This is a genomic window from Segatella copri, from assembly GCF_949820605.1.
In the GTDB taxonomy this organism is placed as follows: domain Bacteria; phylum Bacteroidota; class Bacteroidia; order Bacteroidales; family Bacteroidaceae; genus Prevotella.
The window spans coordinates 1-26,338 of the sequence record NZ_CATKVU010000006.1 but is presented as its reverse complement, the minus strand read 5'-3'; the positions used below and the strand labels follow the sequence as shown (position 1 = coordinate 26,338).

Annotated in this window: 28 protein-coding genes; 7 read left to right on the top strand and 21 right to left on the bottom strand. The window is 44.8% G+C overall.

What is annotated here, in order from left to right:
• Nucleotides 1–12 precede the first annotated feature (12 nt).
• From cas7p to RCO84_RS01180, 6 genes are all read right to left on the bottom strand, one after another.
• Nucleotides 13–1,053 carry a type I-PGING CRISPR-associated protein Cas7/Csp1 gene (gene cas7p, locus RCO84_RS01205; RefSeq protein WP_287828759.1) on the bottom strand — a complete coding sequence of 347 codons (1,041 nt, stop codon included), beginning with the start codon at nt 1,051–1,053 and terminating at the stop codon, nt 13–15.
• A gap of 18 nt (nt 1,054–1,071) precedes the next feature.
• Entirely contained in the window at nt 1,072–2,511 is a 1,440-nt protein-coding gene (locus tag RCO84_RS01200; RefSeq protein WP_317583568.1) for a hypothetical protein, read from the bottom strand.
• Nucleotides 2,508–3,275, bottom strand: coding sequence for a type I-PGING CRISPR-associated protein Cas5p (gene cas5p, locus RCO84_RS01195; protein WP_287828756.1), 768 nt, complete (start codon nt 3,273–3,275; stop codon nt 2,508–2,510). Before cas5p ends, RCO84_RS01200 begins: the two co-directional genes overlap by 4 nt.
• A 1-nt stretch (nt 3,276) precedes the next feature.
• On the bottom strand, nt 3,277–4,056 hold the full coding sequence (gene cas6 / locus RCO84_RS01190) for a CRISPR-associated endoribonuclease Cas6 (protein ID WP_287828754.1): 780 nt from the start codon (nt 4,054–4,056) through the stop codon (nt 3,277–3,279).
• 643 nt (nt 4,057–4,699) lie between these two features.
• Nucleotides 4,700–5,968, bottom strand: a complete 1,269-nt coding sequence (locus RCO84_RS01185) for an ammonium transporter (protein WP_317583566.1) — start codon at nt 5,966–5,968, stop codon at nt 4,700–4,702.
• Nucleotides 5,969–6,080: 112 nt separating this feature from the next.
• The gene (locus tag RCO84_RS01180) at nt 6,081–6,437 is read right to left on the bottom strand and encodes a P-II family nitrogen regulator (protein ID WP_006849503.1); all 357 of its coding nucleotides are present in this window, start codon (nt 6,435–6,437) and stop codon (nt 6,081–6,083) included.
• 452 nt (nt 6,438–6,889) lie between these two features.
• On the opposite strand from RCO84_RS01180, the gene dapF reads away from it, so the two are divergent.
• The 3 genes from dapF to RCO84_RS01165 all read left to right on the top strand — a co-directional run bounded on the left by dapF (nt 6,890) and on the right by RCO84_RS01165 (nt 11,349).
• The gene (gene dapF, locus RCO84_RS01175; protein WP_317583565.1) at nt 6,890–7,735 is read left to right on the top strand and encodes a diaminopimelate epimerase; all 846 of its coding nucleotides are present in this window, start codon (nt 6,890–6,892) and stop codon (nt 7,733–7,735) included.
• Between the two features lie 154 nt (nt 7,736–7,889).
• The gene (locus RCO84_RS01170) at nt 7,890–9,122 is read left to right on the top strand and encodes an LL-diaminopimelate aminotransferase (RefSeq protein ID WP_144151089.1); all 1,233 of its coding nucleotides are present in this window, start codon (nt 7,890–7,892) and stop codon (nt 9,120–9,122) included.
• 37 nt (nt 9,123–9,159) lie between these two features.
• On the top strand, nt 9,160–11,349 hold the full coding sequence (locus RCO84_RS01165; protein ID WP_118139671.1) for a glutamine synthetase III family protein: 2,190 nt from the start codon (nt 9,160–9,162) through the stop codon (nt 11,347–11,349).
• A gap of 240 nt (nt 11,350–11,589) precedes the next feature.
• Here the strand turns inward: RCO84_RS01165 and RCO84_RS01160 are convergent, their stop codons facing one another.
• The 5 genes from RCO84_RS01160 to RCO84_RS01140 all read right to left on the bottom strand — a co-directional run bounded on the left by RCO84_RS01160 (nt 11,590) and on the right by RCO84_RS01140 (nt 16,256).
• A complete protein-coding gene (locus RCO84_RS01160; protein WP_317583564.1) occupies nt 11,590–12,336 on the bottom strand; it encodes a ZIP family metal transporter in 747 nt (248 codons plus the stop codon).
• A 187-nt stretch (nt 12,337–12,523) separates the two neighbouring features.
• Entirely contained in the window at nt 12,524–13,831 is a 1,308-nt protein-coding gene (gene eno / locus RCO84_RS01155; RefSeq protein WP_317583562.1) for a phosphopyruvate hydratase, read from the bottom strand.
• A 165-nt stretch (nt 13,832–13,996) separates the two neighbouring features.
• Nucleotides 13,997–14,479: a thioredoxin gene (trxA, locus tag RCO84_RS01150; protein ID WP_317583560.1), complete on the bottom strand. Its 483-nt coding sequence runs from the start codon at nt 14,477–14,479 to the stop codon at nt 13,997–13,999.
• A 94-nt stretch (nt 14,480–14,573) separates the two neighbouring features.
• Nucleotides 14,574–15,281 carry an SIMPL domain-containing protein gene (locus tag RCO84_RS01145; RefSeq protein ID WP_118154522.1) on the bottom strand — a complete coding sequence of 236 codons (708 nt, stop codon included), beginning with the start codon at nt 15,279–15,281 and terminating at the stop codon, nt 14,574–14,576.
• Between the two features lie 846 nt (nt 15,282–16,127).
• On the bottom strand, nt 16,128–16,256 hold the full coding sequence (locus RCO84_RS01140; RefSeq protein WP_264911349.1) for a hypothetical protein: 129 nt from the start codon (nt 16,254–16,256) through the stop codon (nt 16,128–16,130).
• 424 nt (nt 16,257–16,680) lie between these two features.
• Between RCO84_RS01140 and RCO84_RS01135 the strand changes: the two genes are divergently transcribed.
• Genes RCO84_RS01135 through RCO84_RS01120 form a run of 4 tightly spaced genes read left to right on the top strand, consistent with a single transcriptional unit; the run spans nt 16,681 to nt 18,871 of the window.
• Nucleotides 16,681–16,896 (top strand): hypothetical protein, encoded by a 216-nt coding sequence (locus RCO84_RS01135; protein WP_005823733.1) that lies wholly within the window; start codon nt 16,681–16,683, stop codon nt 16,894–16,896.
• A gap of 12 nt (nt 16,897–16,908) precedes the next feature.
• Nucleotides 16,909–17,148 (top strand): DUF6926 domain-containing protein, encoded by a 240-nt coding sequence (locus RCO84_RS01130; protein WP_022159259.1) that lies wholly within the window; start codon nt 16,909–16,911, stop codon nt 17,146–17,148.
• A gap of 23 nt (nt 17,149–17,171) precedes the next feature.
• Nucleotides 17,172–17,597 (top strand): PcfK-like family protein, encoded by a 426-nt coding sequence (locus tag RCO84_RS01125; protein ID WP_317583558.1) that lies wholly within the window; start codon nt 17,172–17,174, stop codon nt 17,595–17,597.
• The gene (locus tag RCO84_RS01120; protein ID WP_317583556.1) at nt 17,594–18,871 is read left to right on the top strand and encodes a PcfJ domain-containing protein; all 1,278 of its coding nucleotides are present in this window, start codon (nt 17,594–17,596) and stop codon (nt 18,869–18,871) included. The genes RCO84_RS01125 and RCO84_RS01120 overlap by 4 nt, the downstream gene beginning before the upstream one ends.
• A gap of 168 nt (nt 18,872–19,039) precedes the next feature.
• On the opposite strand, the gene RCO84_RS01115 is transcribed toward RCO84_RS01120, so the two are convergent.
• From RCO84_RS01115 to RCO84_RS01070, 10 genes are all read right to left on the bottom strand, one after another.
• A complete protein-coding gene (locus RCO84_RS01115) occupies nt 19,040–19,525 on the bottom strand; it encodes a lysozyme (protein WP_264906991.1) in 486 nt (161 codons plus the stop codon).
• Entirely contained in the window at nt 19,522–20,013 is a 492-nt protein-coding gene (locus RCO84_RS01110; protein ID WP_373690147.1) for a DUF3872 domain-containing protein, read from the bottom strand. The genes RCO84_RS01115 and RCO84_RS01110 overlap by 4 nt, the downstream gene beginning before the upstream one ends.
• A 15-nt stretch (nt 20,014–20,028) precedes the next feature.
• Complete coding sequence (locus tag RCO84_RS01105) at nt 20,029–20,898, bottom strand: toprim domain-containing protein (protein ID WP_264906987.1); 870 nt, start codon at nt 20,896–20,898, stop codon at nt 20,029–20,031.
• A gap of 12 nt (nt 20,899–20,910) precedes the next feature.
• Nucleotides 20,911–21,492, bottom strand: coding sequence for a conjugal transfer protein TraO (locus tag RCO84_RS01100; RefSeq protein ID WP_287830124.1), 582 nt, complete (start codon nt 21,490–21,492; stop codon nt 20,911–20,913).
• A 3-nt stretch (nt 21,493–21,495) separates the two neighbouring features.
• Complete coding sequence (traN, locus tag RCO84_RS01095) at nt 21,496–22,524, bottom strand: conjugative transposon protein TraN (protein ID WP_195204526.1); 1,029 nt, start codon at nt 22,522–22,524, stop codon at nt 21,496–21,498.
• A 59-nt stretch (nt 22,525–22,583) separates the two neighbouring features.
• Complete coding sequence (gene traM, locus RCO84_RS01090; protein ID WP_317583551.1) at nt 22,584–23,927, bottom strand: conjugative transposon protein TraM; 1,344 nt, start codon at nt 23,925–23,927, stop codon at nt 22,584–22,586.
• Entirely contained in the window at nt 23,908–24,198 is a 291-nt protein-coding gene (locus tag RCO84_RS01085) for a TraL conjugative transposon family protein (RefSeq protein WP_287830127.1), read from the bottom strand. Before RCO84_RS01085 ends, traM begins: the two co-directional genes overlap by 20 nt.
• 11 nt (nt 24,199–24,209) lie before the next feature.
• A complete protein-coding gene (gene traK, locus RCO84_RS01080; RefSeq protein WP_068856390.1) occupies nt 24,210–24,833 on the bottom strand; it encodes a conjugative transposon protein TraK in 624 nt (207 codons plus the stop codon).
• Between the two features lie 30 nt (nt 24,834–24,863).
• Nucleotides 24,864–25,877 carry a conjugative transposon protein TraJ gene (gene traJ / locus RCO84_RS01075; RefSeq protein ID WP_068856391.1) on the bottom strand — a complete coding sequence of 338 codons (1,014 nt, stop codon included), beginning with the start codon at nt 25,875–25,877 and terminating at the stop codon, nt 24,864–24,866.
• A 3-nt stretch (nt 25,878–25,880) separates the two neighbouring features.
• Nucleotides 25,881–26,338 (bottom strand): hypothetical protein (locus RCO84_RS01070; protein WP_317583548.1); only part of this gene is annotated, 458 nt, incomplete at its 5' end.

Genomic DNA, 26,338 nt, shown 5'->3' with positions numbered 1-26,338 from the left:
GCATTATAGAGTTTACGCTTGTTCGTCGGAGTTAGGAGACTCCTCTTTATCTTGTTTCTTCTTACTTTCCTTTTTCTTTTTTTCCATCTTATTCTTAATATTTATAATCAACTTTTGAACATTGTCAAACTTTTCTACCCTATCAACTTCGGGAAAGTATGTATATAGTTCATTCTCATTAAGAAATTGCATTGCTTTCTTATAAGCTGTCAAAACGCTATCGGATTCTTTATCTGTATCATCACCATAGAAGAAAACAGCCTTTCGATCCTTCAACTCTTCTTTAATTCTTTCTTTTTCGATTTTAGATGCCTTAAAGTAACGTGAAGCCTTTCGACTTAATTTAGGATCAAATACAATGAAAACCTTTTGAGGTTCACCACACACCTCATTACGCGCTTGATTGGCATAATCATTTAGGAAACGAGTTGCCTCCAAGAATATTCTTGCTCTTCTTTTTCTTTCAGACTCATTGGCAAATTTATGCGCAACAGTTTTAACATAAAAGTTCCCGTCGTATTCATACGTCTTGTGTATACTTAATGAAGTAACATCCAAAAAGAAATTCATACGCATATCGTCTTCCTGACTATACTCAACAGTAACAATTGCTTGCTTTTTTGCATCCTCATTTGGATTGTTGTTTACACATACAAGCAAATCATTTCCAAATTTACTTGGATTTAATGCCACCGCTGGCGTTACCGATATTGGAGAAGTTCTTCTTACAGAACCAACACCATCTATGGTATGCATAAATCCGCCCATATCAGCACGTAAATCACACTCGATCTTACTTGTTATACCATCAGCATTAGATACATAAGTGTACTGATCATCATTCTCTCCAATATGATTATCTTCTTGATCATCTATATTAATTCTGTCTATAGCAGAGAAAAGAGAATGACGCTGCATCTGTCCAGAGATATATGCTCTGTCATCAAGACGCTTTTTTATTGTAGGCATGTTTCCTAACAATTTGTCACCTCCATTTGCGATATGATTCTCAAAAGGAGCAATAAGCGTTACTAAAATACCTTTAATTATCATTTTTATATTTTTTAAAAGTTATACATTTTCATTTTTTTTATTCACTGTTTTCAATCTTGAAAAAGCTATCAGAAGATTTTTTGCCTGTTCTAATGGCAACTCACCACATGATACCTTTGACATAAATAATTTAGCACCTTCATCTATGTCATAACCTGTAAGACGAGCTGCTCTTGTTGTAATAAATGCAACTAATGCATCTCCTGTTTTTGCAGACATAATAGCACTTTCAAATTGAATTAAAATTTTATTTTTTAATTCTGTTTGTTCTTCCTTTTTTTCTTTTTTTTTCTTTTCATTCAAGTTCTTATCCACTGATATTTTCTTAGAGGCATAAGTGAAAGCTTGAGAGTTTAGCCAATTCCCAAAAGCGATGGCTGAATTAACAATATCTTCATTTATTTTTTCCATAATGCAAAAATATGTTTTTAATAATAATTCCATTTCATTAGGGTATTCTGCCCTAAAAGAGAAGAAACCACGAAAAGATGCTTTATTAAATAAAGTTAGGAATCTACTTACAAACAAGTCAAACCTATCATATTCATTTTTTCTAATATCATTAAACTTATCTATTTTACTTCGACTACCAACTTTAAATAATTCGATTCTATAAATACTATCAACTATGCTTTGCAACTTTCCCTTCGATGCCAAATCTATAATGACATGATTGAATGAAAATGCTTTTATCTCGTCTGATGACACAAGATAAATATTCGTATTTTTCAATCGGTTCACAACATTACAAATCTCTGGCGAAATTCGGTCTTCCGCATCCTTTGCGAATTTACCAATCGCCCCAAGCAAAGCAACAGCTCCCATAACACTTGTCTGTGGTGCATACGGAAAATTCCCATTAAGCAAACGAGGACGATGTAATGTATATTTTCCACCTTTCTTCCCAGTAACTTTACCATGCAATAAATTCTTCGTTTCATTTATATACATTTCCTCAAAGAGATTAATGAAATGAATCATATCAGGAAGTTCTAAGTCAGGAATGAGACACCAATTCTTTTTATCCCTATAACAAGGCTTATCTGGTGTTGACAGTGTAATACACCCCAAGTAATACTCTCTTAATGTCCATTTCGGTTTTCCTCGTTCATTTAAGCCTTTTCCTTGTGAAGTAAATATAGAGAATTCGCCTGCAAATGGATTTCCAACTAATGGGAGTTTGTCTTTTGTTAGCTCTTTTCTATTTAATTTTTCAATTGTTTCCTTGGCTTTTTTGTTTATAAAGGAAGGTGAAATAAAATCAGCGTCTTTCTTTGCAAAACGATACTTTATTATATTCCTTTCAGCAGCGACTTTAGGAGCTTCAAGGGCATAATGATTTAGACCTTTTTCTAATTCATATAGAATATGGTCTTCGTTTATTTCCTCTTCTTTTTGCAAATTATTATGCACCATCAGAAGCGCCATTGCATATTTAAAAAATGGATGTGTTGTCATACTTTTGTTATTTCAACTTCTACCCAACCTTCGCTATTGCCAAGATATGTTACAGAATTATTTATGTTCTTTTTCAACAAACTTAATAAATCAGCATCAATATTAATTGGTATCTTTATGATACCATGTATTTCTATGTACTCGCGAGATACTGGCGTATAGTAATAAAATGGTATTTTTTGCCAATTGTACTTTTCACTATTGCTTTTATCTGGAGATTTCAGCCAATTGTCTATCTGTTTATTAATATTACTGCCATCACTATCAGAATGCATAATCTCATCATGCAATTCTTTAACAACATCTAAACTTATATGCCTAGAGCCATTTACTTGTACATATGTATCATGTCTTCTACGAGCACGACTCCATAAATCTGTATAGTACATAAAGCCTATATCTCCTTCTTCTAAAGGCTTTATAGGTTCATACCAAGGCGTCCCGTTTAACGAGAAAAACTCCATCAATAATGGAATATAGGTAGAGCCAGGAAAAGAGTTTGGCTTTATTATTGCGTTTTGTTCTCTTTTCAAATTCATGTCCTTTAGAATTTCCTCTCGAATTTCATTGTCAAAGTGCCATCCTAGCATATTTTCAAACATACCGCATAGCATTTTTTTACTAGGATATTTCATTGTTTTATAAAAAGATCCAGGCAATTCAGATACCATAGACAAAGGTGCCAATGGAATAATTTCCAAAACAGCTTGAACATTCTGTTCGGGAAGTTTTTTCAATATCGATAAATCTATATTTTTTTCCATTTTAATCTTTCGTTTTAATAAATCCAAAACCCTGTGAACATTGTTCTCCTACTCCTCCTTCATAAGCAATCTTCATCAACTCTAAAGGTGCTTTCATGCGGAAAGAGCAGAGATATCCACGTACTCTTGATTCGTAAGGAGTATTGGCTTTTATCGTTATCAACTTCGACTTGACCTTATTGTCTGTCAATTCGAATGAAAACTCCTTGTCATTCATATCAAATGGTTGCCCATGAATGCTCTCAAACCTTGCCAACAGTCCCTTTAGTATGCCTTGGGCAAACTTAGGATTGTCTGGAGATAAGTATTGTATTTTGTTGTCCTCATGCTGCTTAACACAAATAGGAGACAAGGCTTGGAAAGTCATAACTTCGGACAAAGGCGGCATGGGCATAGCTTCTACTCCAACAACATCAAATGCAACTTGATATTTCCTATTGCCAATGGTAAAACTTTGATGAGCAAATATTCCTTGAATGAACTCCATGGTGCTTTTCTCTGGAATGAAACTAATGTACCAAGTAGCTCTTTCACCCATGATATTAAGACAGCCTTCTTTCGGCAAAGGTCTTACCTTTTCAAAGATAAAAGGCGAATAGCAAAATAGCTTAAATCTCTTGCTTCCATTCAATTGATAACCATTTTCATGAAGCCATGACGAATATTGCGTATCAGCTTGCGCCAATATGCGATAAATGACAGCAGACTGCTCATACTGATAATTAAAGGGCAGCAAGTCACCATGTTTCCTATCTATTTTCAAAGTTATTTTAAACTTCATAAATATTTATTTTATGCATACAAAGTTAATAAAAAAACTTATACGTTGTTATTTCTTTAAGAATTATTATACTAATATTTCATTTTATCCTATCGAAATGCCAGTTTAGCAAGTAAACAACAAACACCGACATTACCCTTACCTTCATGCCTTAGAATACCCACTTTTTGCATCACCGCCAAATCTCTTTTTACCACCCTTGAAGTCTCCGACATGTTACCGACATGTCTCCGACATTTTTCTCCGACATTTACATCGGCATTACCGCCACTATTACCGCCACATTACCGCCAAAACAATATTTGCACCGACATTTTACACCGACATTTACACCGACAAAATAGCATCAACCTTCTGCGTTCACAGACCAGCACTAAATTGATAACTTTTCCAAAATTATCCCAAAAGGGAAAGAACAAGAAGATTTAAGGAGAAAAGGGGATTACACATTATTATAAATAGGAATTCTTAGGGAAAATAGTGGGGATAACGTTATTGAATATCAGCAACTTAAAAGTTTCATTGTGCAAGTTGAGGCATTTTCATTGTGCAAGTTGAGGATTTATCATAGAAAAATGGTGTTTCATTCCTCAAAATGAAACACCATTGACCTAAATTTTATGCTGATAATCGAATTTCGCAATTAGTTGCTATAAGCACTCTCACCATGCTCGTAGATGTCGAGACCTTCCTCCTCTACTCGCTTGTCAACACGTACACCTACACTCTTATCTACTACCTTGAAGATAATGTAGGTAACTACAACGCTGTAGATGATGCTTACCACGGTGGCTACAACCTGAACCCAAAGCTGATGCCAGTCGCCATAAAGGGCACCCTGCACACCTTCGACTCCTGTTACATACTGAGTGGCGAAGACACCAGTGAGGACTGATCCCAGAATACCACCCATACCATGAACACCAAAGGCATCGAGGGCATCATCATACTTGAACTTCTCCTTTACTACCGCTACCATGAAGAAGCAGACGATGGTGGAAATGATACCGATGCAGAAAGCTCCGAAAATATCGGTACTGCCGGCTGCAGGAGTGATGGCTACCAGTCCGGCAACAGCACCGGTACAAGCACCTACCGTAGTTGGCTTCTTGTTCACAATCCAGTCGATGAGCATCCAGGTAGTGGCTGCTGCAGCTGTGGCGATATGAGTTACGAGGAAGGCATTGGCTGCCAGACCATCGGCTGCCAGACCGCTACCGGCATTGAAACCGAACCATCCCAACCAGAGGAACGACATACCCATGAACACGAAGGTGATGTTGTGAGGTGTGATAGGATGACCCGCACGGTAATCATCTCGCTTGCCTACACAGAGTGCCATAACCAAAGCGGCTACACCGGCATTTATATGAACCACGGTACCACCCGCAAAGTCGATGGCTCCCATCTCCTGCAGGAAACCGCCACCCCATACCCAGTGGGCCATTGGAAGATAAGCGATGATAACCCAAAGGATGGTGAAAAGTACATAACCGCTGAACTTCACGCGCTCGGCAAAGGCACCGAGAATCAAGGCTGGAGTAATGAGGGCGAACATGCACTGGAACATAGCAAAGGTGAGTTCCGGAATGCCTGTAGGCATGATGGCATCCAAGCCGATGCCGTGAAGAAAACATTTATCGAAACCACCGATGACGCAAGCCAGAGGATTGCCCGAATCGGCATATTCTGTAGAGAAAGCCCAGGAATAACCGAAGGCTACCCATATCAGACTGACTACTGCCACGATGAAAACCGTCTGCATCAGGATGCTGAGAATATTCTTCTGGCGCACCAAACCTCCATAAAAAAGTGCTATACCCGGGATTGACATCAAAAGCACCAAGATGGTTGCCATGATCATCCACGCTGTGTTACCCGTATCAAGTGTCGTCAATAATAAACTGCTCATAAAAATATCTTATAGTTAAATTAGAATACAATATTATAATATAGCCTCTCAAATATAAGCTTCAATACCAATCATAAAGTTCAATGTTCAAACCTCAAAATTCAAAGTATCTTTATTCCTCTTTCTCAGCGTTATACAATGCAATGTCGCCACGTTCGCCGGTTCTGATTCTTACCGTATCGAGTACAGGAATCACGAAGATTCTGCCGTCTCCTACTTCACCTGTCTGGGCAGCCCCCTGGATGGCGGCGATGGTTGGTTCCACGTTCTTGTCACGAACCACGATGTTCAGGAGCACACGCTCGATGCTGCTGGTATCATACATCACACCACGGTAAATGCGAGCCTGGCGCATTTTACCCTCACCTCTTACATTATAATAAGAGAACCACTCGATGTCTGCTGCTAAAAGCGCCTTCTTGACATCCTCGAATCTAGACTTGCGGATAATTGCCTCAATCTTCTTCATAATCCTTTAATAATTAATAATGTGTAATACTTCTATTGATTGTCTCTTTTCGAAAACGGACCTTCATTGGTTGCTATTTAAATCAAGCCTTTCATTTACACTATGTTCGTTTTCGACTGCAAAATTAATACATTCTGTCAGCATTTTAAAAGGAATACAAGCATTTCGTTTTTACTTTTTGTCGAACATTTTAAATTTATCGAGGCTTATCATATTCTCCTTACAATTTGTAAGGCAGAAAGCACTTTTATGATACAAATTGTAAGATTGCAAAAAATAATCAAGATTCAGTATTTATTTTCTTGCATATTTCAACAAATCGTCGTACCTTTGCAACCGAAATCAAACAAATAGTCATCGAAATATTCGAAAGACTAGCAAAAAGTCAAATCTCAAAAGAGATAAGACATGAGAGATAAAAGAAGAGTATTCAAATATAAAGGACAACGCAGATGAAAGAAACAGTTCATTTTACAAAGATGCAGGGAGCGGGTAACGACTATATCTATATAGATACCCAACAATACGACATTCCTGACCCAGAGAAGGCGGCAATTGTCTGGAGTGCTTATCACACGGGCATAGGAAGCGACGGACTGGTTCTCATCGGAAAGCCGCACGACGGCATAAGAGCAGATTATTCGATGCGTATCTTCAACGCCGATGGTTCAGAAGCGATGATGTGCGGCAATGCAAGCCGATGCATCGGTAAGTATCTTTACGAAAAAGGATTGACCCGAAAGGACACCATCCGACTGGAAACGCTTTCGGGTATCAAGATATTGAAACTTCATCTTCAGGATAATAAAGAAGTTGTGGAATCGGTAACAGTAGACATGCTGGAACCCCAACTTGAAAATCCCGAGCAATTCATAGGCCCTTCGGTGCTCGAAGCTGACGGCAGAAAATTTGAAGGCACCTATGTTTGCATGGGTAATCCGCATTTCGTTACCTTCGTGGATGACATCGCCACCATCGACATCGCCCACTATGGTAAAATCCTGGAAAGAGACAAGGCATTTCCCCAGAGATGCAACATAGAATTTGCACAAGTAACTGACACAGACGTCATAAGGACACGAGTTTGGGAAAGGGGAAGCGGAATAACAATGGCTTGCGGAACAGGAGCCTGTGCCACAGCCGTAGCCGCAGCCCTTACCAAGCGTACTGGCAGAAAAAGCAGTATCGTGATGGATGGCGGAACGCTGGAAATAGAATATAGCGAGGCTGATGATCATGTCTACATGACGGGACCTGCAGCCTTCTCATTCGAAGGAGAAATCCAGTTGGAGTGTTAATATAGGGAGTGTTGAATGTGGAATGTTGAATGTTGAATTTAGCTGTACCCACCAAGTCAACACTCAACACTCAACACTCAACATTTTAAAAAGAGAACGCAAACTTAAATAACAAATGGTCGATAATGACCGTAAATAAAAGGAGAAACAAAATATGGCATTAGTTAATGAACATTTCCTGAAGTTGGCCAACAACTACTTGTTTGCCGACATCGCAAAGAAGGTGAACGCCTACAAGATTGCACATCCAAAGCAGCGTGTAATCAGTTTGGGCATCGGTGACGTAACCCAGCCTCTCTGCCCTGCCGTCATTAAGGCGATGCACAAGGCTGTAGACGAGATGGCTGAGCAGGCTTCCTTCAGAGGCTACGGTCCGGAGCGAGGCTACGACTTCCTCCGCGAGGCTATCATCAAGAACGACTTTCTGCCACGTGGCATTCATCTCGACGCCAACGAGGTATTCGTAAACGATGGAGCCAAGAGTGATACAGGAAATATCCAGGAGATTTTGAGATGGGATAACAACATCGGCGTTACCGACCCGATTTATCCGGTTTATATAGACTCTAACGTGATGATAGGTAGAGCGGGAATCTTCGAGAACGGCAAGTGGAGCAATGTAACCTACATGCCTTGTGATGAGAGCGACGACTTCATCCCTCAGATTCCAGACCACCGTGTGGACATGATTTATCTCTGTTATCCAAACAACCCTACGGGTACGGTTATCTCGAAAGAGGAACTCAGAAAATGGGTAAATTACGCTATCAAGAACGAAAGCATCATCCTCTATGATGCAGCCTACGAGGCATATATCACTGACCCGGAAATTCCTCATTCTATCTACGAGATTCGTGGAGCCAGAAAGGTAGCGATAGAATTCCACAGTTATTCGAAGACTGCCGGATTCACCGGTGTGCGTTGTGGTTACACCATCGTTCCTAAAGAGTTGAAGGCAAAGACATTGGCAGGTGAGGAAGTGGCATTGAATCCTATCTGGGACCGCCGCCAGTGCACCAAGTTTAATGGTACAAGCTATATCAGCCAGCGTGCTGCCGAAGCCATCTACACCCCTGAGGGTAAGGAACAGGTGAAGGCAACCATCAATTACTATATGGAGAATGCCCACTTCATGAGAGCAGAACTCCAGAAACTCGGCTTGAGAGTATATGGCGGCGAGAATGCACCTTATCTCTGGGTGAAGACGCCAAACAATACACCTAGCTGGAAATTCTTCGAAGAGATGCTTTATGGTGCCAGTGTAGTCTGCACCCCTGGTGTTGGCTTCGGTCCATCGGGCGAAGGCTACATCCGACTCACCGCCTTTGGCGAGCATGAGGACTGCAAGGAAGCCATGGAGAGAATAGCCAAATGGCTGGGAAAATAATTCAACATTGAACATTAAACATTAAATTATATAAGGTATGAGCAACTTAAGATTTGAAGCTGTTTCAGAGGCTTCCAAGAGAAAGCCTGTTGAGGTAACCGCTCCTAGCGAGCGACCAAGTGAATTCTTCGGAAAGAAGGTATTCAACCGACAGAAGATGTACAAGTATCTCCCTGCAGATGTCTATGAGAAACTGGTAGATGTCATCGACAACGGAGCACGTCTCGACCGTAACATCGCCAACGCCGTAGCCAAAGGCATCAAGCAGTGGGCTGACGAGAATGGCGTAACCCACTACACTCACTGGTTCCAGCCATTGACAGAAGGTACTGCAGAAAAGCACGATGCCTTCATCGAGCATGATGGCAAGGGTGGTATGATTGAGGAATTTTCAGGCAAGTTGCTCGTTCAGCAGGAGCCTGATGCATCATCTTTCCCATCTGGCGGTATCCGCTCAACCTTCGAGGCTCGCGGTTATTCTGCATGGGACCCAACATCTCCTGTATTTATCATCGACGATACACTCTGTATCCCTACCGTCTTCATCTCTTACACAGGTGAGGCTCTCGACTATAAAGCTCCATTGCTCCGTGCATTGCACGCTGTAAACGTAGCTGCTACAGATGTTTGCCACTACTTCAACCCTGATGTCAAGAAAGTTATTTCCAATCTCGGTTGGGAACAGGAGTACTTCCTGGTAGATGAAAGCTTGTATGCAGCACGTCCTGACCTGATGCTGACAGGCCGCACGCTGATGGGTCATGATTCTGCCAAGAACCAGCAGATGGACGACCACTACTTCGGCGCCATTCCTGAGCGTGTTCAGGCATTCATGAAGGATTTGGAAATCCAGGCTCTTGAACTCGGTATTCCTTGCAAGACACGTCACAACGAGGTTGCACCAAACCAGTTTGAGTTGGCACCTATCTTCGAGGAGACCAACCTTGCCGTTGACCACAACATGCTCCTGATGAGTTTGATGAAGAAGGTAGCTCGCCATCACGGTTTCCGCGTACTTCTCCATGAGAAGCCATTCGCAGGCATCAACGGTTCCGGTAAGCACAACAACTGGAGTCTCGCTACAGATACAGGCATTCTGCTTCATGGTCCTGGCAAGACACCAGAGGATAACCTCCGTTTCGTAGTCTTCATCACGGAGACTTTGATGGGTGTATACAAGCACAACGGTTTGCTTAAAGCTTCTATCATGAGTGCTACCAATGCGCATCGTCTGGGCGCCAACGAGGCACCTCCAGCAATCATCTCTTCATTCCTCGGCAAACAGTTGACCGACCTTCTCGAGCACATTGAGAAAGCCGACAAGAAGGATCTCTTCACCGTAGCTGGCAAGCAGGGCATGAAGTTGGATATCCCTGAGATTCCGGAGTTGATGATTGATAACACTGACCGTAACCGTACATCACCATTCGCCTTCACCGGTAACCGTTTCGAGTTCCGTGCCGTAGGTTCTGAGGCTAACTGTGCATCAGCAATGATCGTATTGAACACAGCTGTAGCCGAGGCTTTGACCGACTTCAAGAAGCGTGTGGATGAGTTGATTGCCAAGGGTGAGGATAAGACATCTGCCATCATCGACATCGTTCGTCAGGATTTGAAGACCTGCAAGCCAATCCGTTTCGACGGCAATGGTTACTCAGATGAGTGGGTAGAGGAAGCAGCTAAGCGTGGTCTGGACTGCGAGAAGAGCTGTCCTAAGATTTTCGAGCGTTATCTCGACCCTGCCTCTATCAAGATGTTCGAAGATATGGGCGTCATGAAGAAGAACGAGTTGGAAGCTCGTAACGAGGTGAAATGGGAGACCTACACCAAGAAGATTCAGATTGAGGCTCGTGTAATGGGCGACTTGAGCATGAACCACATCATCCCTGTGGCTACTCACTATCAGAGCCAGTTGGCTAAGAATGTGGAGAACATGATTGATATCTTCGGCGACGAGGAAGGCAAGAAGTTGACAGCCCGCAACATCAAGATTATCAAGAAGATTGCTGAGCGCACTCAGATCATCGAGACAGGTGTTGAGGAGTTGGTAAATGCCCGCAAGGTTGCCAACAAGATTGAGAATGAGCACGATAAGGCGATAGCTTATCATGACACGGTAGCTCCAAAGATGGAGGAGATCCGTTATCAGATTGACAAGTTGGAGTTGGCTGTAGCCGATGAGCTCTGGACCTTGCCTAAGTATCGTGAACTCCTGTTCATCCGCTAATCAGCAATGTCTTCCAACATAAGACATATTTCTGACAGATAAAAAAACAAAGCTCTAACAAGAGCTACTCTTCATCAGATATAACAATTGAACGATCAATCTATTTCTTTTATTGGTTGTTTAAGTTTGCGCGGAGTGTGGTTGTGAAATCACGCTCCGCTTTTTTGTTTCCAAAAAAAGCCTACACCTAAGTACACTCTGTATTTAGGATATACTACCTGCCTCGGTATCAGAATCTAATCATACACATTTCTCCATCAATACAAAGGTGATGAAACCCAGGAGAAGAGCGTAGGTGGCTTGTTTCTGGAAGCCATGGGCATGGGTTTCTGGAATCATCTCATCGCTCGTTACATAGAGCATGGCGCCACCGGCAAAGCCCAGCATCACGGGGAGGAAGGTGGTAGAGGCTGAGCCCAAACCGAAACCCAACAGAATGCCTACCACTTCGAGCAGGGCGATGAAGATGGAAATGAAGAAGGTACGGACTGCTGTAACACCTGCCATCATCAAAGGAGCAATAATCACCATACCCTCAGGGATGTTCTGCAGGGCGATACCGAAGGAAACGCCCCACTCCGTTGCGCCTTCTGATGAACAGACACTCACTCCAGCAGCCATGCCTTCGGGCAGTTTATGTAGGGCTATCGCCATCACGAAAAGCATCACATGACTGAGCCTGGCATTGTTGCGATGCTCCTCGGGATCTAGTCCCGTGATACGATGAAGATGGGGAGTCACCAGATCGAGCACGTTCAGAAACAAGGCTCCTGCCATCACGCCGATTACTACCAGCCACCAAAGCCTGGTCTGTTCGAAGGCTGGCACTATCAGTCCCAACGTGGAAGCTGCCAGCATGATTCCGGCACAATATCCCAATACGGCGTCGTTCCATTTGTGAGGCAACTCCTTGACGAAGAATCCCAAAATGGCACCTATAATCGTGGCACCGCAAAGCCCGGCAGCACTAATCAATACGTTTGTCATAATCAATATAATATATCGAAGTTATCCAGTTAAACACATGAAGATGCAGATACATCATAGAAGAAAAAAAGCATGGACAACCATCACGGTCATCCATGCCCATCTATTTCGTATCTGATCTATTCTATTTTTATAAAATGTGTATGTTATGGTGAAATTGGTGTTTTCCAATTTCATATCATCATTCCTATTTCAACTTCTTATAACCATAAGTTGCGTTATTACCCAACTGCTCTTCGATGCGGATAAGTTGGTTGTACTTAGCCATACGGTCGGTACGGCTCATAGAACCCGTCTTAATCTGACCAGAGTTTGTTGCTACGGCAATATCAGCAATTGTTGTATCCTCGGTTTCACCAGAACGATGGGAAGTAACGGTGGTGTAACCATGGCGATGAGCCATCTCGATAGCATCCAGTGTCTCGGTGAGAGAACCAATCTGGTTTACCTTGATGAGGATAGAGTTGGCAGCACCCATCTTGATGCCCTTCTCCAGGAACTTCACGTTGGTAACAAAGAGGTCGTCACCTACCAACTGGCAACGATCGCCGATGGCAGCAGTCAACTTCACCCAGTTGTCCCAATCGTTCTCGTCAAGGCCATCCTCGATAGAATCGATAGGATATTTGGTAATCAGTTCTTCCAGGAACTTGATCTGCTCAGCAGCAGTCAGTTTTTTACCATTAGGATCCTTCTTCTTACCATCCTTCAACTGGCGATAATCGTAGTACCACTCACCATTCTCCTGAACGGCAAACTCGCTGGCAGCACAGTCCATGGCAATCTTCACGTCCTTACCAGGCTCATAACCGGCATCCTTGATAGCCTGACAGATACTGTCGAGCGCATCCTCAATACCATCGAGTGCAGGAGCAAAACCGCCCTCATCACCTACGGCAGTAGAAAGACCGCGGCTCTTCAGGAGCTTAGCCAAGGCATGGAACACCTCAGCACCCATACGGATAGCCTCCTTCTCGGAAGGAGCACCCACAGGACGGATCATAAATTCCTGGAAGGCGATAGGCGCATCAGAGTGAGCACCACCATTGATGATATTCATCATAGGAACAGGAAGGGTGTAAGTATTGCAACCGCCAATGTAGCGATACAATGGGATGTGGAGATACTCAGCAGCAGCATGAGCCACAGCCAAAGAAACACCGAGGATGGCATTGGCACCCAGGTTTGACTTGGTCTTGGTACCGTCCAGTTCCAACATCTTATAATCGATGACACGCTGCTCCAAGGCAGAAAGACCTACCAAAGCCGGAGCTATCACCTGATTCACATTCTCCACGGCCTTCAAGACGCCCTTGCCGCCATAGCGGTTCTTGTCACCATCACGAAGTTCCAAAGCCTCGTTCTCACCAGTGGATGCACCAGAAGGAACCGATGCACGACCTACGACACCTGACTTCAAAGAAACTTCAACCTCTACTGTAGGATTGCCACGAGAATCCAAGATTTCTCTTGCATGAACATTTTCAATAATCATAATTCTATAATACTTTTAATTACATTAAACATTTTTTCCGAGTGCAAATTTAGGTATTATCTGACAAATCTCCAAATTTCGGGCATCATTAAAAGTAGGTATTCGCCCGAAAATACCTACATATAGGTAAGGAGAGGCATGGAAATTTGAGATGCTACCAAATTGTCATTTTGTTTTAATTTTACCAATCAGTTCTTCGAAATCCTCCTTTTGCATAGCACCCATCTGCACAGATGGTTTGCCTTTCACTGGGATGAAGAGGAAAGTAGGAATGCTGCGGATGCCGAAGACGGAAGCAAGTTCGGACTCCTGGTCGATATCCACCTTATAGAAATCTATCTTGCCGGCATATTTCTCGGCGAGAGATTCCACTACGGGAGCCATCATCTTGCAAGGACCACACCAGGTGGTGTAGAAATCGATGACGGCAGGACGGGAACCGGCGAATACCCATTCATCCGGATGAGCCTCGTAATCCATAATCTTTTTTCTGAAATCAGATGTGGTGAGATATTGCACCTTGGCAGTTTCAGTTTTCTCAGACTTCCCTACAGTCGTTTGAGGAGAAACAGCAGGTGCTTTCCTGTTCTGTGTACAAGAAACAAGAAATGGTAGAAATAAAACAGCTGCTAATATAATTTTCTTCATAGTTTTTCGTTGTTTTAATTTGAGAGGGTATGCCATGAGGCTATAACACACCCTCTTATTACAATTAATCACTAATAATAAATAATCACTACTCCTAATCCTTCAAAGAATAAGTAACGGTAGTAACAACCCTTACCTTTTTAATATATGGGGTATTGGAATCGCGGTCTTCAATAGAGAACTGGCCCTGGTCGGCATTCATGATTTTATCAATCTTGCTCTTGCTGTTCTCAGCAAACTGGGTAGCAGTCTGCTCAGCATTCTCTATCGCCTCCTGCATCATCTTAGGTTTCATCTGACGGAAAGCAACATACTCATACTTCACCGGATTCTCGTAACCACCATCCACAATAGCAACCCCCTTCTGAAGCAGATCACCCTGACGGGCAATGATACTGCGGACCAGTTTCACATTCTTCGATGTAACCGTGATAATGGAAGTAATGTTATAACGATAGCCCTGTCGGTTTTCGCCATACCGTTCAGCATTGAGGTCGATGACCACAGGCGCATTCACATTGATTTCATTAGCCTTAACACCATTCTCCACCAGGAAGTTTCTGATGGTTCTCGTGGTGGCATTGATTTTTTGATAGAGTTCAGGCAGGTCATTGCCTATTTCCTTGGAAACGATAGGCCACGTCACCTTATCAGCCTCCACCTCCTTTTCGGCAAGGCCTTTCACTACAACCTTTCGGTCTTTACTAATCACACTTTCAAGTCCCGACTTGATACAAAATCCAAGCATGATGATGCCGATGGTTAAAATCACGGCTTGCTTAATACCAGAATTGATGTTCATAATTAGTCCTCCATTATTAAGTTGTTAAAATTGAGTTTCCATTCTATCTCAGATTGAGTTGCAATTTGAGTTTTCAAAGATACAATAAAAATATAGGAAAACGACACTTTATAATGATGAAAGTACGTTTTTTTTATAAGTAATTGAGAATGAGATAAGTTTTTATCTCATAAAAAGAAGAGGTTACGAATTAGAAATAAACAGAATGTAGCATCCTGCTGTGATTTGCATAACCATCCAAAGAACTCTTTCGGTTGCAAAGGTACGATATTTAATCGGGGATAAAGAATGTTTTAAGATTTTTTATCCTCGATTTTTTGCTTGGATAAATCTGTTTTCATTAAACCATATTCTTCTCTGTTCTTTGCTATTTCCATTTCAATCCATTCAAACTTATGTGGCAATGGTTCCTGTTTTTTGAATTGTCTATTTCGTTTGCATATTCTCATTCTTTCGTGTGTTTTGTATAAAAGTCAGCCGTCGTCGAAGAAAGACAGTCCTCATACCTCAGACTAACTTCCTCCGACTATGGCACGGCAAGAAAAATCCTTGACAGTATGCCTTGAAATGCTTCAAGACTATACTGCCAAGGACTTTTCTTTGTTTGCCGTGCTGACAACGGCTGATTTTTATAGCCACAACTCGCAGTTCCATTTTTTATCGCACAATCCAAACGACATGAAACAGTGGCACGCCACCCTTTCATGTCTCAGTAGTACGGCATGAGGAAAAGTGTTTCTTTTTGTCGGTTGCAGGCTAACCGATCAAAAGAAACACCATTCCTTGATTTGCCGTACCATTTTGTTTGCATACTCCACCGCAAGAAAGAAGTCATTGATGTAAACCTCAACGACCACTTTCATGCTTGGCTGCACAGCCTTGGAGAAAACCCGATGCAAGAAGCATGGACAAGCCATACTCTTCTTTCATCGGAATTTTTCTGATGGCTGTGCCATTTTTGTATGCGATTTCCATTTTTCAAGACGTTTGTAAGACGACGTTGTATCCATTTCTCAGAAATGAGTATGCGATAATCGTGCAGTCCAAAAACTTCCGTGAAGTTTCTATTTTCATTTGCCGCTCTGATTTTCTTTCCTCCACATGGTCTTTCCTTTTGGCATCAACCGTTATCGTGCAGGTGCAAAGGTATGGCAGCGGGCTTTGGAAATAAAAGGTCGAGCCTTCGGTTTTCAAAAAAATCTCCACACCGTTGGGTAGTATTTTTCCGAAAAACCTTGTATTTCCAGCCTCGCCGCCCTTGAAAGGCACCTGAAACGAAACGACCGATGCGACAGGAAGACGCAAAAAAAAATGTCGGAAAATGGAGCGACAAAAAGGTGAAGAAACGAGAACTTCCCTTCAGTTCCTGGAACCGCAAATAAATTTAATTCAAGGCTATATGACAACAAACATCAACATAACACAGACTTGGTGGAGATTACTCTCCGCAGTCGGCTCAACCCTCATCACTTTGGTGGCTTGGTTGGGATATATGGCTCTCTGCATGGTCGGTGAAGTCATATTAGGAATTGTGAAGTTCATCTTCGGCATCATCATTTCCATTCTTTCTATGGTGGTACTGATTGGAACATTCATTTGGTTATTAACACTTTAAAGTACAAGCGATATGAACAGAAGCATTGAAGCGATACCTACATGGGCACTCTGCTACATCATCAATGGCGATGCAAGCGGACTGACAGACGAGGAAATCCGTATGGTGGACGAAGCCATGCGCAAGAACAATATTGAGATAGTAAGTCCAAGATACAACGAGGACATGTGCACAGAACCTTACTTCAGCCATTATCCGTTCTTCGGACTGCCTACAGAAGTTGAGGACTGCGACATCATCTATCACGAGTAACAACCCCTTTAACAACATCAGACATGAACACTACAGAATATTTCAAGAGAACCATACAATCCTATTTGGAGGAGCGTGCTATGGAGGACGAACTCTTTGCAGCCAAGTATGACAACCCCGACAAGAACATAGACGATTGCGTCACCTATATCCTTAATTGGGTACAGAAGAGCGGTTGCAACGGCTTTTGCGATGACGAGATATATGGGCAAGCCATCCACTACTACGAGGAGAAGGACATCGAGGTAGGAAAACCATTGAACTGCCAAGTGTCTGTTAACCACCACATCGAACTCACAGAGGAGGAGAAGGCACAGGCAAGACAGGAAGCCATCCGCCAATATCAGCAAGAGCAGATGAACAAGATGCGTAACAGAGATACCGCCAAGCGCACCTCACAGAGAACGGAAACAGAAGTACACCAACCATCATTATTCGACACGTTATGAAACCAAGAACGAAATATCAGAAGCAAGTCGTAACCTCAAACAAGGGGTTACGACCTATCAAGGGAGCGCAAATGCAATGGGCATTCCGTGAATGCCTTGACCACTATGCCTTTCAGTTGAAACACGGACAGACCACCTGCATGGACTGCGGACACACTTGGACTACGGACGAGGATGCGGACAAATGTGTCTGCCCGAAGTGTAAGGCAAAGTTGGAAGTGCAGCGCACCAAGCGACAGAAGGCAATGTCTTCTACCTATTTCAGTGTACTCACCGAGCGCAAGGAACTGCAACTTATGCGAGCATTTCAGATGAAAGCCTATTACCGCAAGGGACAAAAGGCAGACATTTATTGTTGGGAGGTGGCACGCTATTGGATGAACGAGAAAGGCAAGGTGGAGGTTATGGCACGCAAGCGCACAATGGGTATCTATATGGACACGTTCTGCTACGACTCCGACATTGAACTGCGCAAGGACAACACCACCTATCAGCATATTGCTTCATTTCCGGTCTGCCCCGATATGAAAGTCATTCCTCAGATATGGCGCAACGGCTTTGACGGAGCGTTTCACGGCATCGAACCGCTTACATTGTTCAAGGCGATGCTGACAGACCACCGCATCGAAACAATGATGAAGCAATGTCGTTACGGACACGTCCGCCACTTCATAGACCACCCACGGCACTTGGAAACTTGTTGGAATGCCTACAAGATAGCCAACCGCAACCATTACCTTATTACAGACATCGGCAAATGGGCGGACTACATCTGTATGTTGGTAGAAATGGGCAAGGACATCAGAAGTCCACATTACATTTGCCCCGACAACCTTGAAGCCGAGCACGACAGAATATCCGAGAAAATCAGAGCAAAGAAAGAAAAGGAGCGTACCGAGGAGGAGATACGCAAGGCATTGAAGAACGAGGACAAGTTCAAGGAAATGAAGAGCCGTTTCTTCGGTTTGATGTTCACGGACGGCAATATCGTGGTGAGAATGCTTGAAAGCGTCAGGGAGCACGTTCTTGAGGGCAAGGCGATGCATCATTGCGTAGGCAGCGGTACAAACTATTCACTCAATCCCGACTGCATCATCTTCTCTGCAAGAATAGCCGAACAAAGGGTTGAGACCGTGGAGTTTTCACTCGAACAGATGAAAGTCGTACAATGCCACGGACTACAGAATAAGGATACCGAGCACCATGCTGACATCATCAACTTGGTGAACAGCAATGCAAGACTTATAGAGCAGCGTATGGTTGCAACGACATGAAATCCATATCGGCGGAGCGATGAAAATTCGTTCCGCCACTTTCTTTCTTGAGCCGAGGAGCGGAAAAGAAAGTGGCAAAGAAACCGTCTTTTCCTTATCTGCGATGCTTGCAAAGAACAAAGGACAGCCCCCAATCAAAAGGACTGTCCTATTTTATAAAACCTTATACTATGGAGTAAACAAGAGCAGATACTCCATTTTTCTTCTTCGCTCGATGGAAGGCACTATCTTTCCGTTCCACCTTTTGAAGTCCACATAGTCACGATAGATGTTTCTGTTGCCACTTCGCATCTTGGCATACATCCGGCTTTTCATCACCTTTCCACATCCCACATTGTAGGCAAGTGCAGCCAAGAGCAGCGAGTCACGACCGAAGTCACGAAACATGGCGCAGAGCTTTCTGAGGTCAGAGCGCAGCAATGCATCGGCTTGCCGTTCCGTCATTCTTGGAGAAAACCGCTCGCCAGGCAACAGCTTGTGCCCATATCCGACATAAGGATGATGCTTCGGTCCGTGCAGACCCTCGTACTTCTTGATGCAGGCGACAGCCAACTCAAAACGTGACACATGACGAACTCGCTTTATCGCCCCTTGCGTCTGGGCAGACAAGCTGCCCGATACAAGAAGCAAGGCTAACAATATCATCAACCTCATACGCTACCGAGTTTGTTGGCACTTCTCGCAAACTCTTCCTCCTCATCAGTATCGTTGAAGTTGAACTCCACTTCGTATGACTTGCCGAAGTTGTCCTCCACCACCACTGTCAGCGTCTGTGTCTCCGTGCTTGCCGAGGTATAGTAAAGACGGAACTTCTCGTTCTCCAACAGATAGCGGTCGTTTGGTTGGAACACCGTTCCGTTCTCCATTCTCAACGAGCCTTTTCCGTCATGCTGAAAATAGCGGATGGTATAGATGGTGCCGTCAAACTTTCCCTCCGCCTTCAACTCGCAGCGGATTTCAACGGTCTGTCCACGCACAATGTCCTTTGGCACAGGCATCGTCTCCACCTTGAAAGGATACGACTGCTGAATGTCCAGCTCATCGCTGCACGATGAAAGGATTACCGACACGGCACACACGAAAAGGAATGCCAATACGCTCACTGATTTCTTGATTTTATTGTTCTTCTTCATTGTCTTGATGTTTTTGAATGATTGTTACTTTCTTGTCTTATGGCTCATCAGGTACTCGTTCAAGTCCTTGTAACCTGTGTATAGATGCGAATGGTCAATGAACTTATCGCCATATCGCTTTTGCAGTTCGACACAGGCATTCTCGCCAGCTTCGTCATTGTCCAAGTGACAATACACTTGTGCATAGCCATCTAAAAGATGATGCACCTTTTGCATATTAGCCACCGAATTGAGGATAATATGATCCTCACCACGACCTATACCGAGCATGACGGCAGAGAGGAAATCCATAAAACCCTCGTACAGATGGCAGACGTTGCTGTTCCTGCCAATGAGAGTGACGTCCTTTGGCGACACGCAACCTTTGAAGAAGCGGTTGCGTATCTCGTAGCCATCGCTGTTGTTCTTGAAACCGACAGCAAAGAACTGTTTGCCATTGTATCGGTATTCCACCTGACAGCAGAAACGGCTCGCCACGTCAGCCGATATGCCACGCTCACGCAAGTATTGCCGAAGTGCAGGATGGCTCAATGCCTTTTCCACAATATCACTAAAGGGATTGCCTTTCGCCTTCACAGCCTTTTCTTCTGTTCTTTGATAATGCTGAAACGATGTCGGGAAACTGCCACCAAGCGTTTCAGATATGAACTTGGCTTGTGCCACAAACTCATTGCTGTTGATGAACTCCCCTGCGAGGTTGAAGATGTCACCACCTCTGGCGATGCCATAGTCATACCAGACATTCTTGTCCGTTGATACCCGAAGCGAAGGATTGCGGTCGTTGCGGTATGGCGCATGATACCAAAGTCCCGAAGCCTTGTGCTTGACAGGCTCAATGCCGAGAATATAGAGAAAGTCCACGATAGGCACTTGTTTGATTTCATTGATATCCATAGGCTCACTGTTTTAGTTGATGATGAACTTCATGCCGATGCCAAACTGCGTGTGGAAATGTCCCGTGCTGTTGCCCCAAACAAGCCTTTCCTTAACGGAAGCGGTCAAAGCTATAGCATCCGACAGGTATATTTCCGTTTCCAATGCCACGGCACCACCATAGATAAACGCTCCCTTGTTCTGCAAGGTCGCTCCGTCCGACATGGTTCTCTTGCCCCAGTTTACGGACTCATAGCCAGCCAGTGCCGTACCTCCGATATAGAACAGCACCGTCTTACTGTTGTCGGAAAGGAAGTTGTAGGAATAACCGAACTCGCCCGTCATTTGTGCTATTGGAACGGAAGTGTTACGGTAAGGCTGATGTACTTGCAGATATTCCGCCCCATACGTCCACTTGTCACCACCTTTGGTATAGCTCGAAAGTCCGAGACCTGCATAATAGCCAGCCTTGCAGGACTTCTTGCCGTTATATACTCCGTCAGCCATGCCGACCTTCACCTCGATGCCTTTCATCTGAGGAAGGCATCGTTGGGCGAATGCCTGCCCTGCGGTGAGGGCAAGCATCGCCATGATTGCAATGTTTCTTCTTTTCATCCGTTACTTCACGCTAAGTTCGTTGATTGTCAAAGCTCGCACCAAGTCGCTGTTCTCCACGACAAACGACTGATGGCGACCGCCTTCCTTCTCGTTCATCTCCACGACAAGCTCCTTGTCGTCGGGAATGGTAAATTTCGGCAAGCAGAACACCGTCTGCTCCGTTTTCTTGCCAGCCACACGCACCACATAGTTGTAGGCACGGACAGGAAGAAGCACCTGCTCCTGAATGGCGGTTCGCTTCGCCACCTTCTTGTCCACCACCTTGAACGTGACATAGTCCACGTCAAACGGCACGTTGCTCTGGTTCTTGATTTCTGTGTGGAAATACAGCAAGTCGCTGTGTACATAGATGCCCTTCAAAAGGTACTGGATTCCGAAACGCTTGCTGCCGATGTGCTTCACCTTGCGCTTGTTCTCCTTATGGATGGACTTCATGATGAGGTGTACCAGCATGGGACTTTCCTTGCCCAACTCCTTGAGATAAATCTCCTGTGCATTGTTCGGACGGTTCACCGCCTCACCGTCATGGATGAAGTCAGCCATCTCGATATTGAGCATGAGCGGTTCCTTGGCATACTTCACATTGAATGTGTAGAATGAGCCATTCTCCGTGATGACGCTCATATTGGTCTCTTTCTTGAAGTTCTTCACGGCTGCTTTTACACGGATAACATTCTCCGCACCGTCCGCCTTGCCAGCTATCAAATCCTCTGAACCCAAGTCAACGTACTTGACAGAGGCAGGAAAGAGAATATGAACCGTCTTGTCATAAGTCACTTCCAAACCATGAGGTGGAATCATGCGGTCGAAGGTCAACTTCTTGGTCAAGCCGTGATAGAGGTTGCTGTTCTCTTCCTTCTGCGGATACACCTCCTTGGTCAAGGTCAGCTTCTCTTCCTGGTCGGAAGAAACATTGCTTACTTGCTCAGTCTTTACAGACTTCTGCGCTTTTTTCTTGCCTGTCTTCTGCGCTGATGCAGTGCAGGCTACGCCCAGCATAAGGGCGAACATGATTGTTGTCTTTTTCATTTTGGTTTGCTTTTAATTAAACTTTTGGATTAAGTGGTATAAATGTTGTTGCCTTTCGGCTAATCTTCCTCTTGGTAGAGCATGACCCTGTAGCCAGCCTTCAGGTGTATCTTGACGGTACGCATCTTCTTGGAGATATACTGCGACACGCCTTGTATGACACCTTTTCCCAAGTCGGAGGCAAGCTGTGCCCCGGCATTGGAGGAAATGTTGATGCTGCTGTTCAGCGAGCTTCCCATGTTGGCACCGACTTCATTGGCTGCGTCAACCTCCATCGACTTCGGAATGAAGATGCCCTCCTGACCGTCATTGTCATAGACGGCAAGCTCAATCGGGATAATCATGCCGTTGTGCTCAATGGACTTCAAGGCTATGGAAAGCCTTTCGCCTTGCAATCGTGCCACTCCGACAATGACAGAATTTCGTGGTATCTCTCTATTGCCGACACGCATGGCTTCCAGCAGTCTCAACCTTACTGCCTGTCCGTCCGTTATGGTCTGGTTGCCGTGGATGCAGGCAGAAATCGTGTTTTTGTCGGAAACACCACCTCTTCCGATGGCGGTATTGAACCTTGCCGAAGCCTTTTCCGAGTAAGAGGCGACAAACTCCTCGTTACTCATGGGGCGGGTCAAAGACGAGACCACACGCCTTTGCACTTGCCTTACAGAGGAAACCTTGGCTTTCTTGCCCTTGGTGACAGCTTCCTTGTTTTCCTCTGTTGCTGTTTCAGCCGATGAAGGACTTGCCGCATTGGCATTTCCACCAGGCATGTACTTTGCCGCAAGTTGATAGGACTTCTCCATAAGGGCGACTTGCTCGTCCATATTGGAACGCTTGTTTTCCTGCTGCATCATGCTTGCCTCCAGCTCGTCAAGACGTTTCCTCAACTCAGCATCTTCGCTGCTTCCCCCTTGCTGTGGCTGTTCATAGAAACCGCCCAAGGTCGTGTTCAAGGTTTGGTATGCCTCGGCAGACGAGCGGATGGCATCCGCCTCTTTCCTTTCTTCCTTTGTTGGCTGCTGCCCAGACTGCATCAGGTCAAAATCCTTGCCTTGACCGGATGCTGTCGAATCAATGCCTGGCATGTACTCACCAAGAGTGTTCATTGCTCTGCTTTTTTCCTTTTGCTTGTTGGCAAGATCCTCCTTGGAGTATGCCTTACGCTTGTCCGCCTCCACATCAGTCTTCTCCGCATCAGGCATTTCCATGTTGAATCCCTTGCTGCCTTTCTCACCCTCTGATGCCGACGGCTTGAAGATGAGCCATAACACCAATGCGCAGACGAGACACATGCACGGTATGGCTATCATCTTGTTGCGCTTGATACGCTGTTCCTCTGTCAAAGGCTTCTTTTCCTTTGGAGCCTTATCCGGCTCCACCTTGTCATTCTTCTCCTTCTCCATGTGTCAATTCATTTTGGTTGGTCACTTGCTGCCCCTTGTCGGTGGGCAACTTTACACTCTCAATATGCTCAACCTCTATATTTGAGGTCTTGCCGTTTCCAAAGTTGATGATGGCTGAACCTATCATGTAAAGGCTACAGAGGGCAAACAAGCCGAACATGACGAGCACGACTTTCAGTCTCACCCTTGGCGGAAGGGAATCCAGCCTGTCACGCAGTCTTCCCTTCATACCATTCACCTTTTCTTGGATTGTCTTTATCGGATTTTCCATTCTTGCTATTTTTATCGTTCTACTGTACTGATGTCCCTGTTCTCCACAATGGTGAAACCTTCAATGGTAAAACCATTCGGGTTGTCGTCGGAGCGTGTGGCGTTCACCAACCTGCATACGGTGACAAGACTTCTCTCCGTCACATTGCTCTCTCGGAGTATCACCTGCCGTGCGTAGGTCTTGGCTTGATAAGGGTAGTTATCAAAGTTACAGACCACGCTGTCAACTTGCAGCGACTGGTTGATGTTTCCCGCGATGAGTCTGTTGTAAAAACCTTTCTCCGCAAAGTCCTGGTAATAGTTGTATGCGCTCTTGTCTGCCAGCAGCAAGGCTCGTTTCACGTTGTGCTCGATGGCGCTCTTTTCGGGAGATAGCGTAAAGAACAGCTCATGAAAGCGTCTCACGTGTTCCCTTGCCTCGGCAGGTCTGTTCTGTGAGAGGTCTTGCGAGAGGGCGAGCATCAGCGACTTGCCTCCATCAAGGACGTATATCTTCTCGCGTTGCTTCTCCGCAAATCTGAATGCGAACACCACCGAACATATTGCGACAACAGCGCAACCGATGACGAGGACGATGCAGAACAGGCGTATCTGCCTGAACGAGGTCTCGATATTCTTCAATGACTTGAATTCCATTTTTCTTTTCGTTGTATTGTTCATGAATGACTATATTTTCTTAAATCCGCTCTTGATGAGCCTTCCGGCACGTCCTGCCACATTTCCAGCCGTTGCTCCTGCAATGCTTCCGCCCAGTGAGCCTGCCGTGTTCACGTTCCGGTTGTAGTTGCCGATGCCGCCACCTGCCTGTATGATCCATCCCGCCACGGTCGGTATGGTGAAGTAACCGATGATTCCGATGATGAGGAAAACGATGTAAACACCGTTGCTTGCCTCAATGGAAAAGTTCGGATCGTTCTGCAATGCCTCGATGTCGTTTTGCAGCATCAGCACCTGTATCTTGGCAAGGATGGTACTGAACAAGTCCGAAACGGGTAGCCAGAGATAAATCTGTATGTACCTGCAGAACCATTGCGTCAGCGTGGACTGGAATCCGTCCCATACCGATATGGCGAAACAAAGCGGTCCGAGGATGGACAGGACAATGAGGAAGAATGTCCTCAGCACGTCTATGACCAGTGCAGCGGCTTGGAACAGCAGCTCCAGCAGTTCACGGAAGAAATCACGGATGCTCTTTTTCATGCTGTACATGCCACGCTCCACATACATTCCTGCCATTGTCACCACGTCGCCTGGTGACCAGCCGAGTTCGTCAAGCTGCTTGTCAAACTCCTCGTTGCTTACAAGGTATGCAGTTTCCGGATTGCGTTTCATCGCCTCATACTCCAGTTTGTCTTTCTGCGCCCGGTATTCATTCATGTCGAAGGTCTGTGTCTCCAACATGGAATGTGTACCTTGCACGATGGGACTCATCACGCTGTTGAGCGTACCGAGCACGATGGTCGGGAAGAACATGATGGCAAGTCCGATGGCAAACGGACGGAGCAGCGGAAATACATCTATCGGCTCTGCCCTTGACAGTGACTGCCAAACCCTCAGGGCGACATAGAACAGCGCCCCAAGTCCTGCAAGTCCCTTGGCGATGTCCGTCATGTCGGAACACAGCGGCATCATCTCGTCATACAGGGAGCGCAGTATCTGGTGAAGATTCTCGAAATCCATAGGCTACCAGTATTTCTCGTTTGACTTGCCGTAGAGTCCCATAATGCGGTCGAGGTCGTTTTTCTTCTTGGCACGCAGATAACTCACGGAAATGTTCTTGTTGGTATAATAGCTCACGAGATTGCGGTAACGCTTCATCTTCGAGTAGCAGCGTTCCACCACGTCCATTCGCTCCTTGTCCGTCATGGAAAGGGTCGTGATGTTCACCACATTCTTCAGTTCTGTCAGCACATCGTTGCTTTCCTCCAGCAGTTTGGTGTAGCCGAAGCCGATGGCGGAGAGTTCCTCCACGGAGAAATTGTCATCGTGCATCATCTTCTGGTAGTTGTTGATGTAGATGTCCGTGATGTCGCCCACCATGAGGATGGTCTGCTGCACCTTGCGTGCGTCCTTGACGAGGTTGTTCACCGACTTCAGCGCATCGTAGTACTTCTTGCCCTGCTCGTAAATCTTCACGGTCT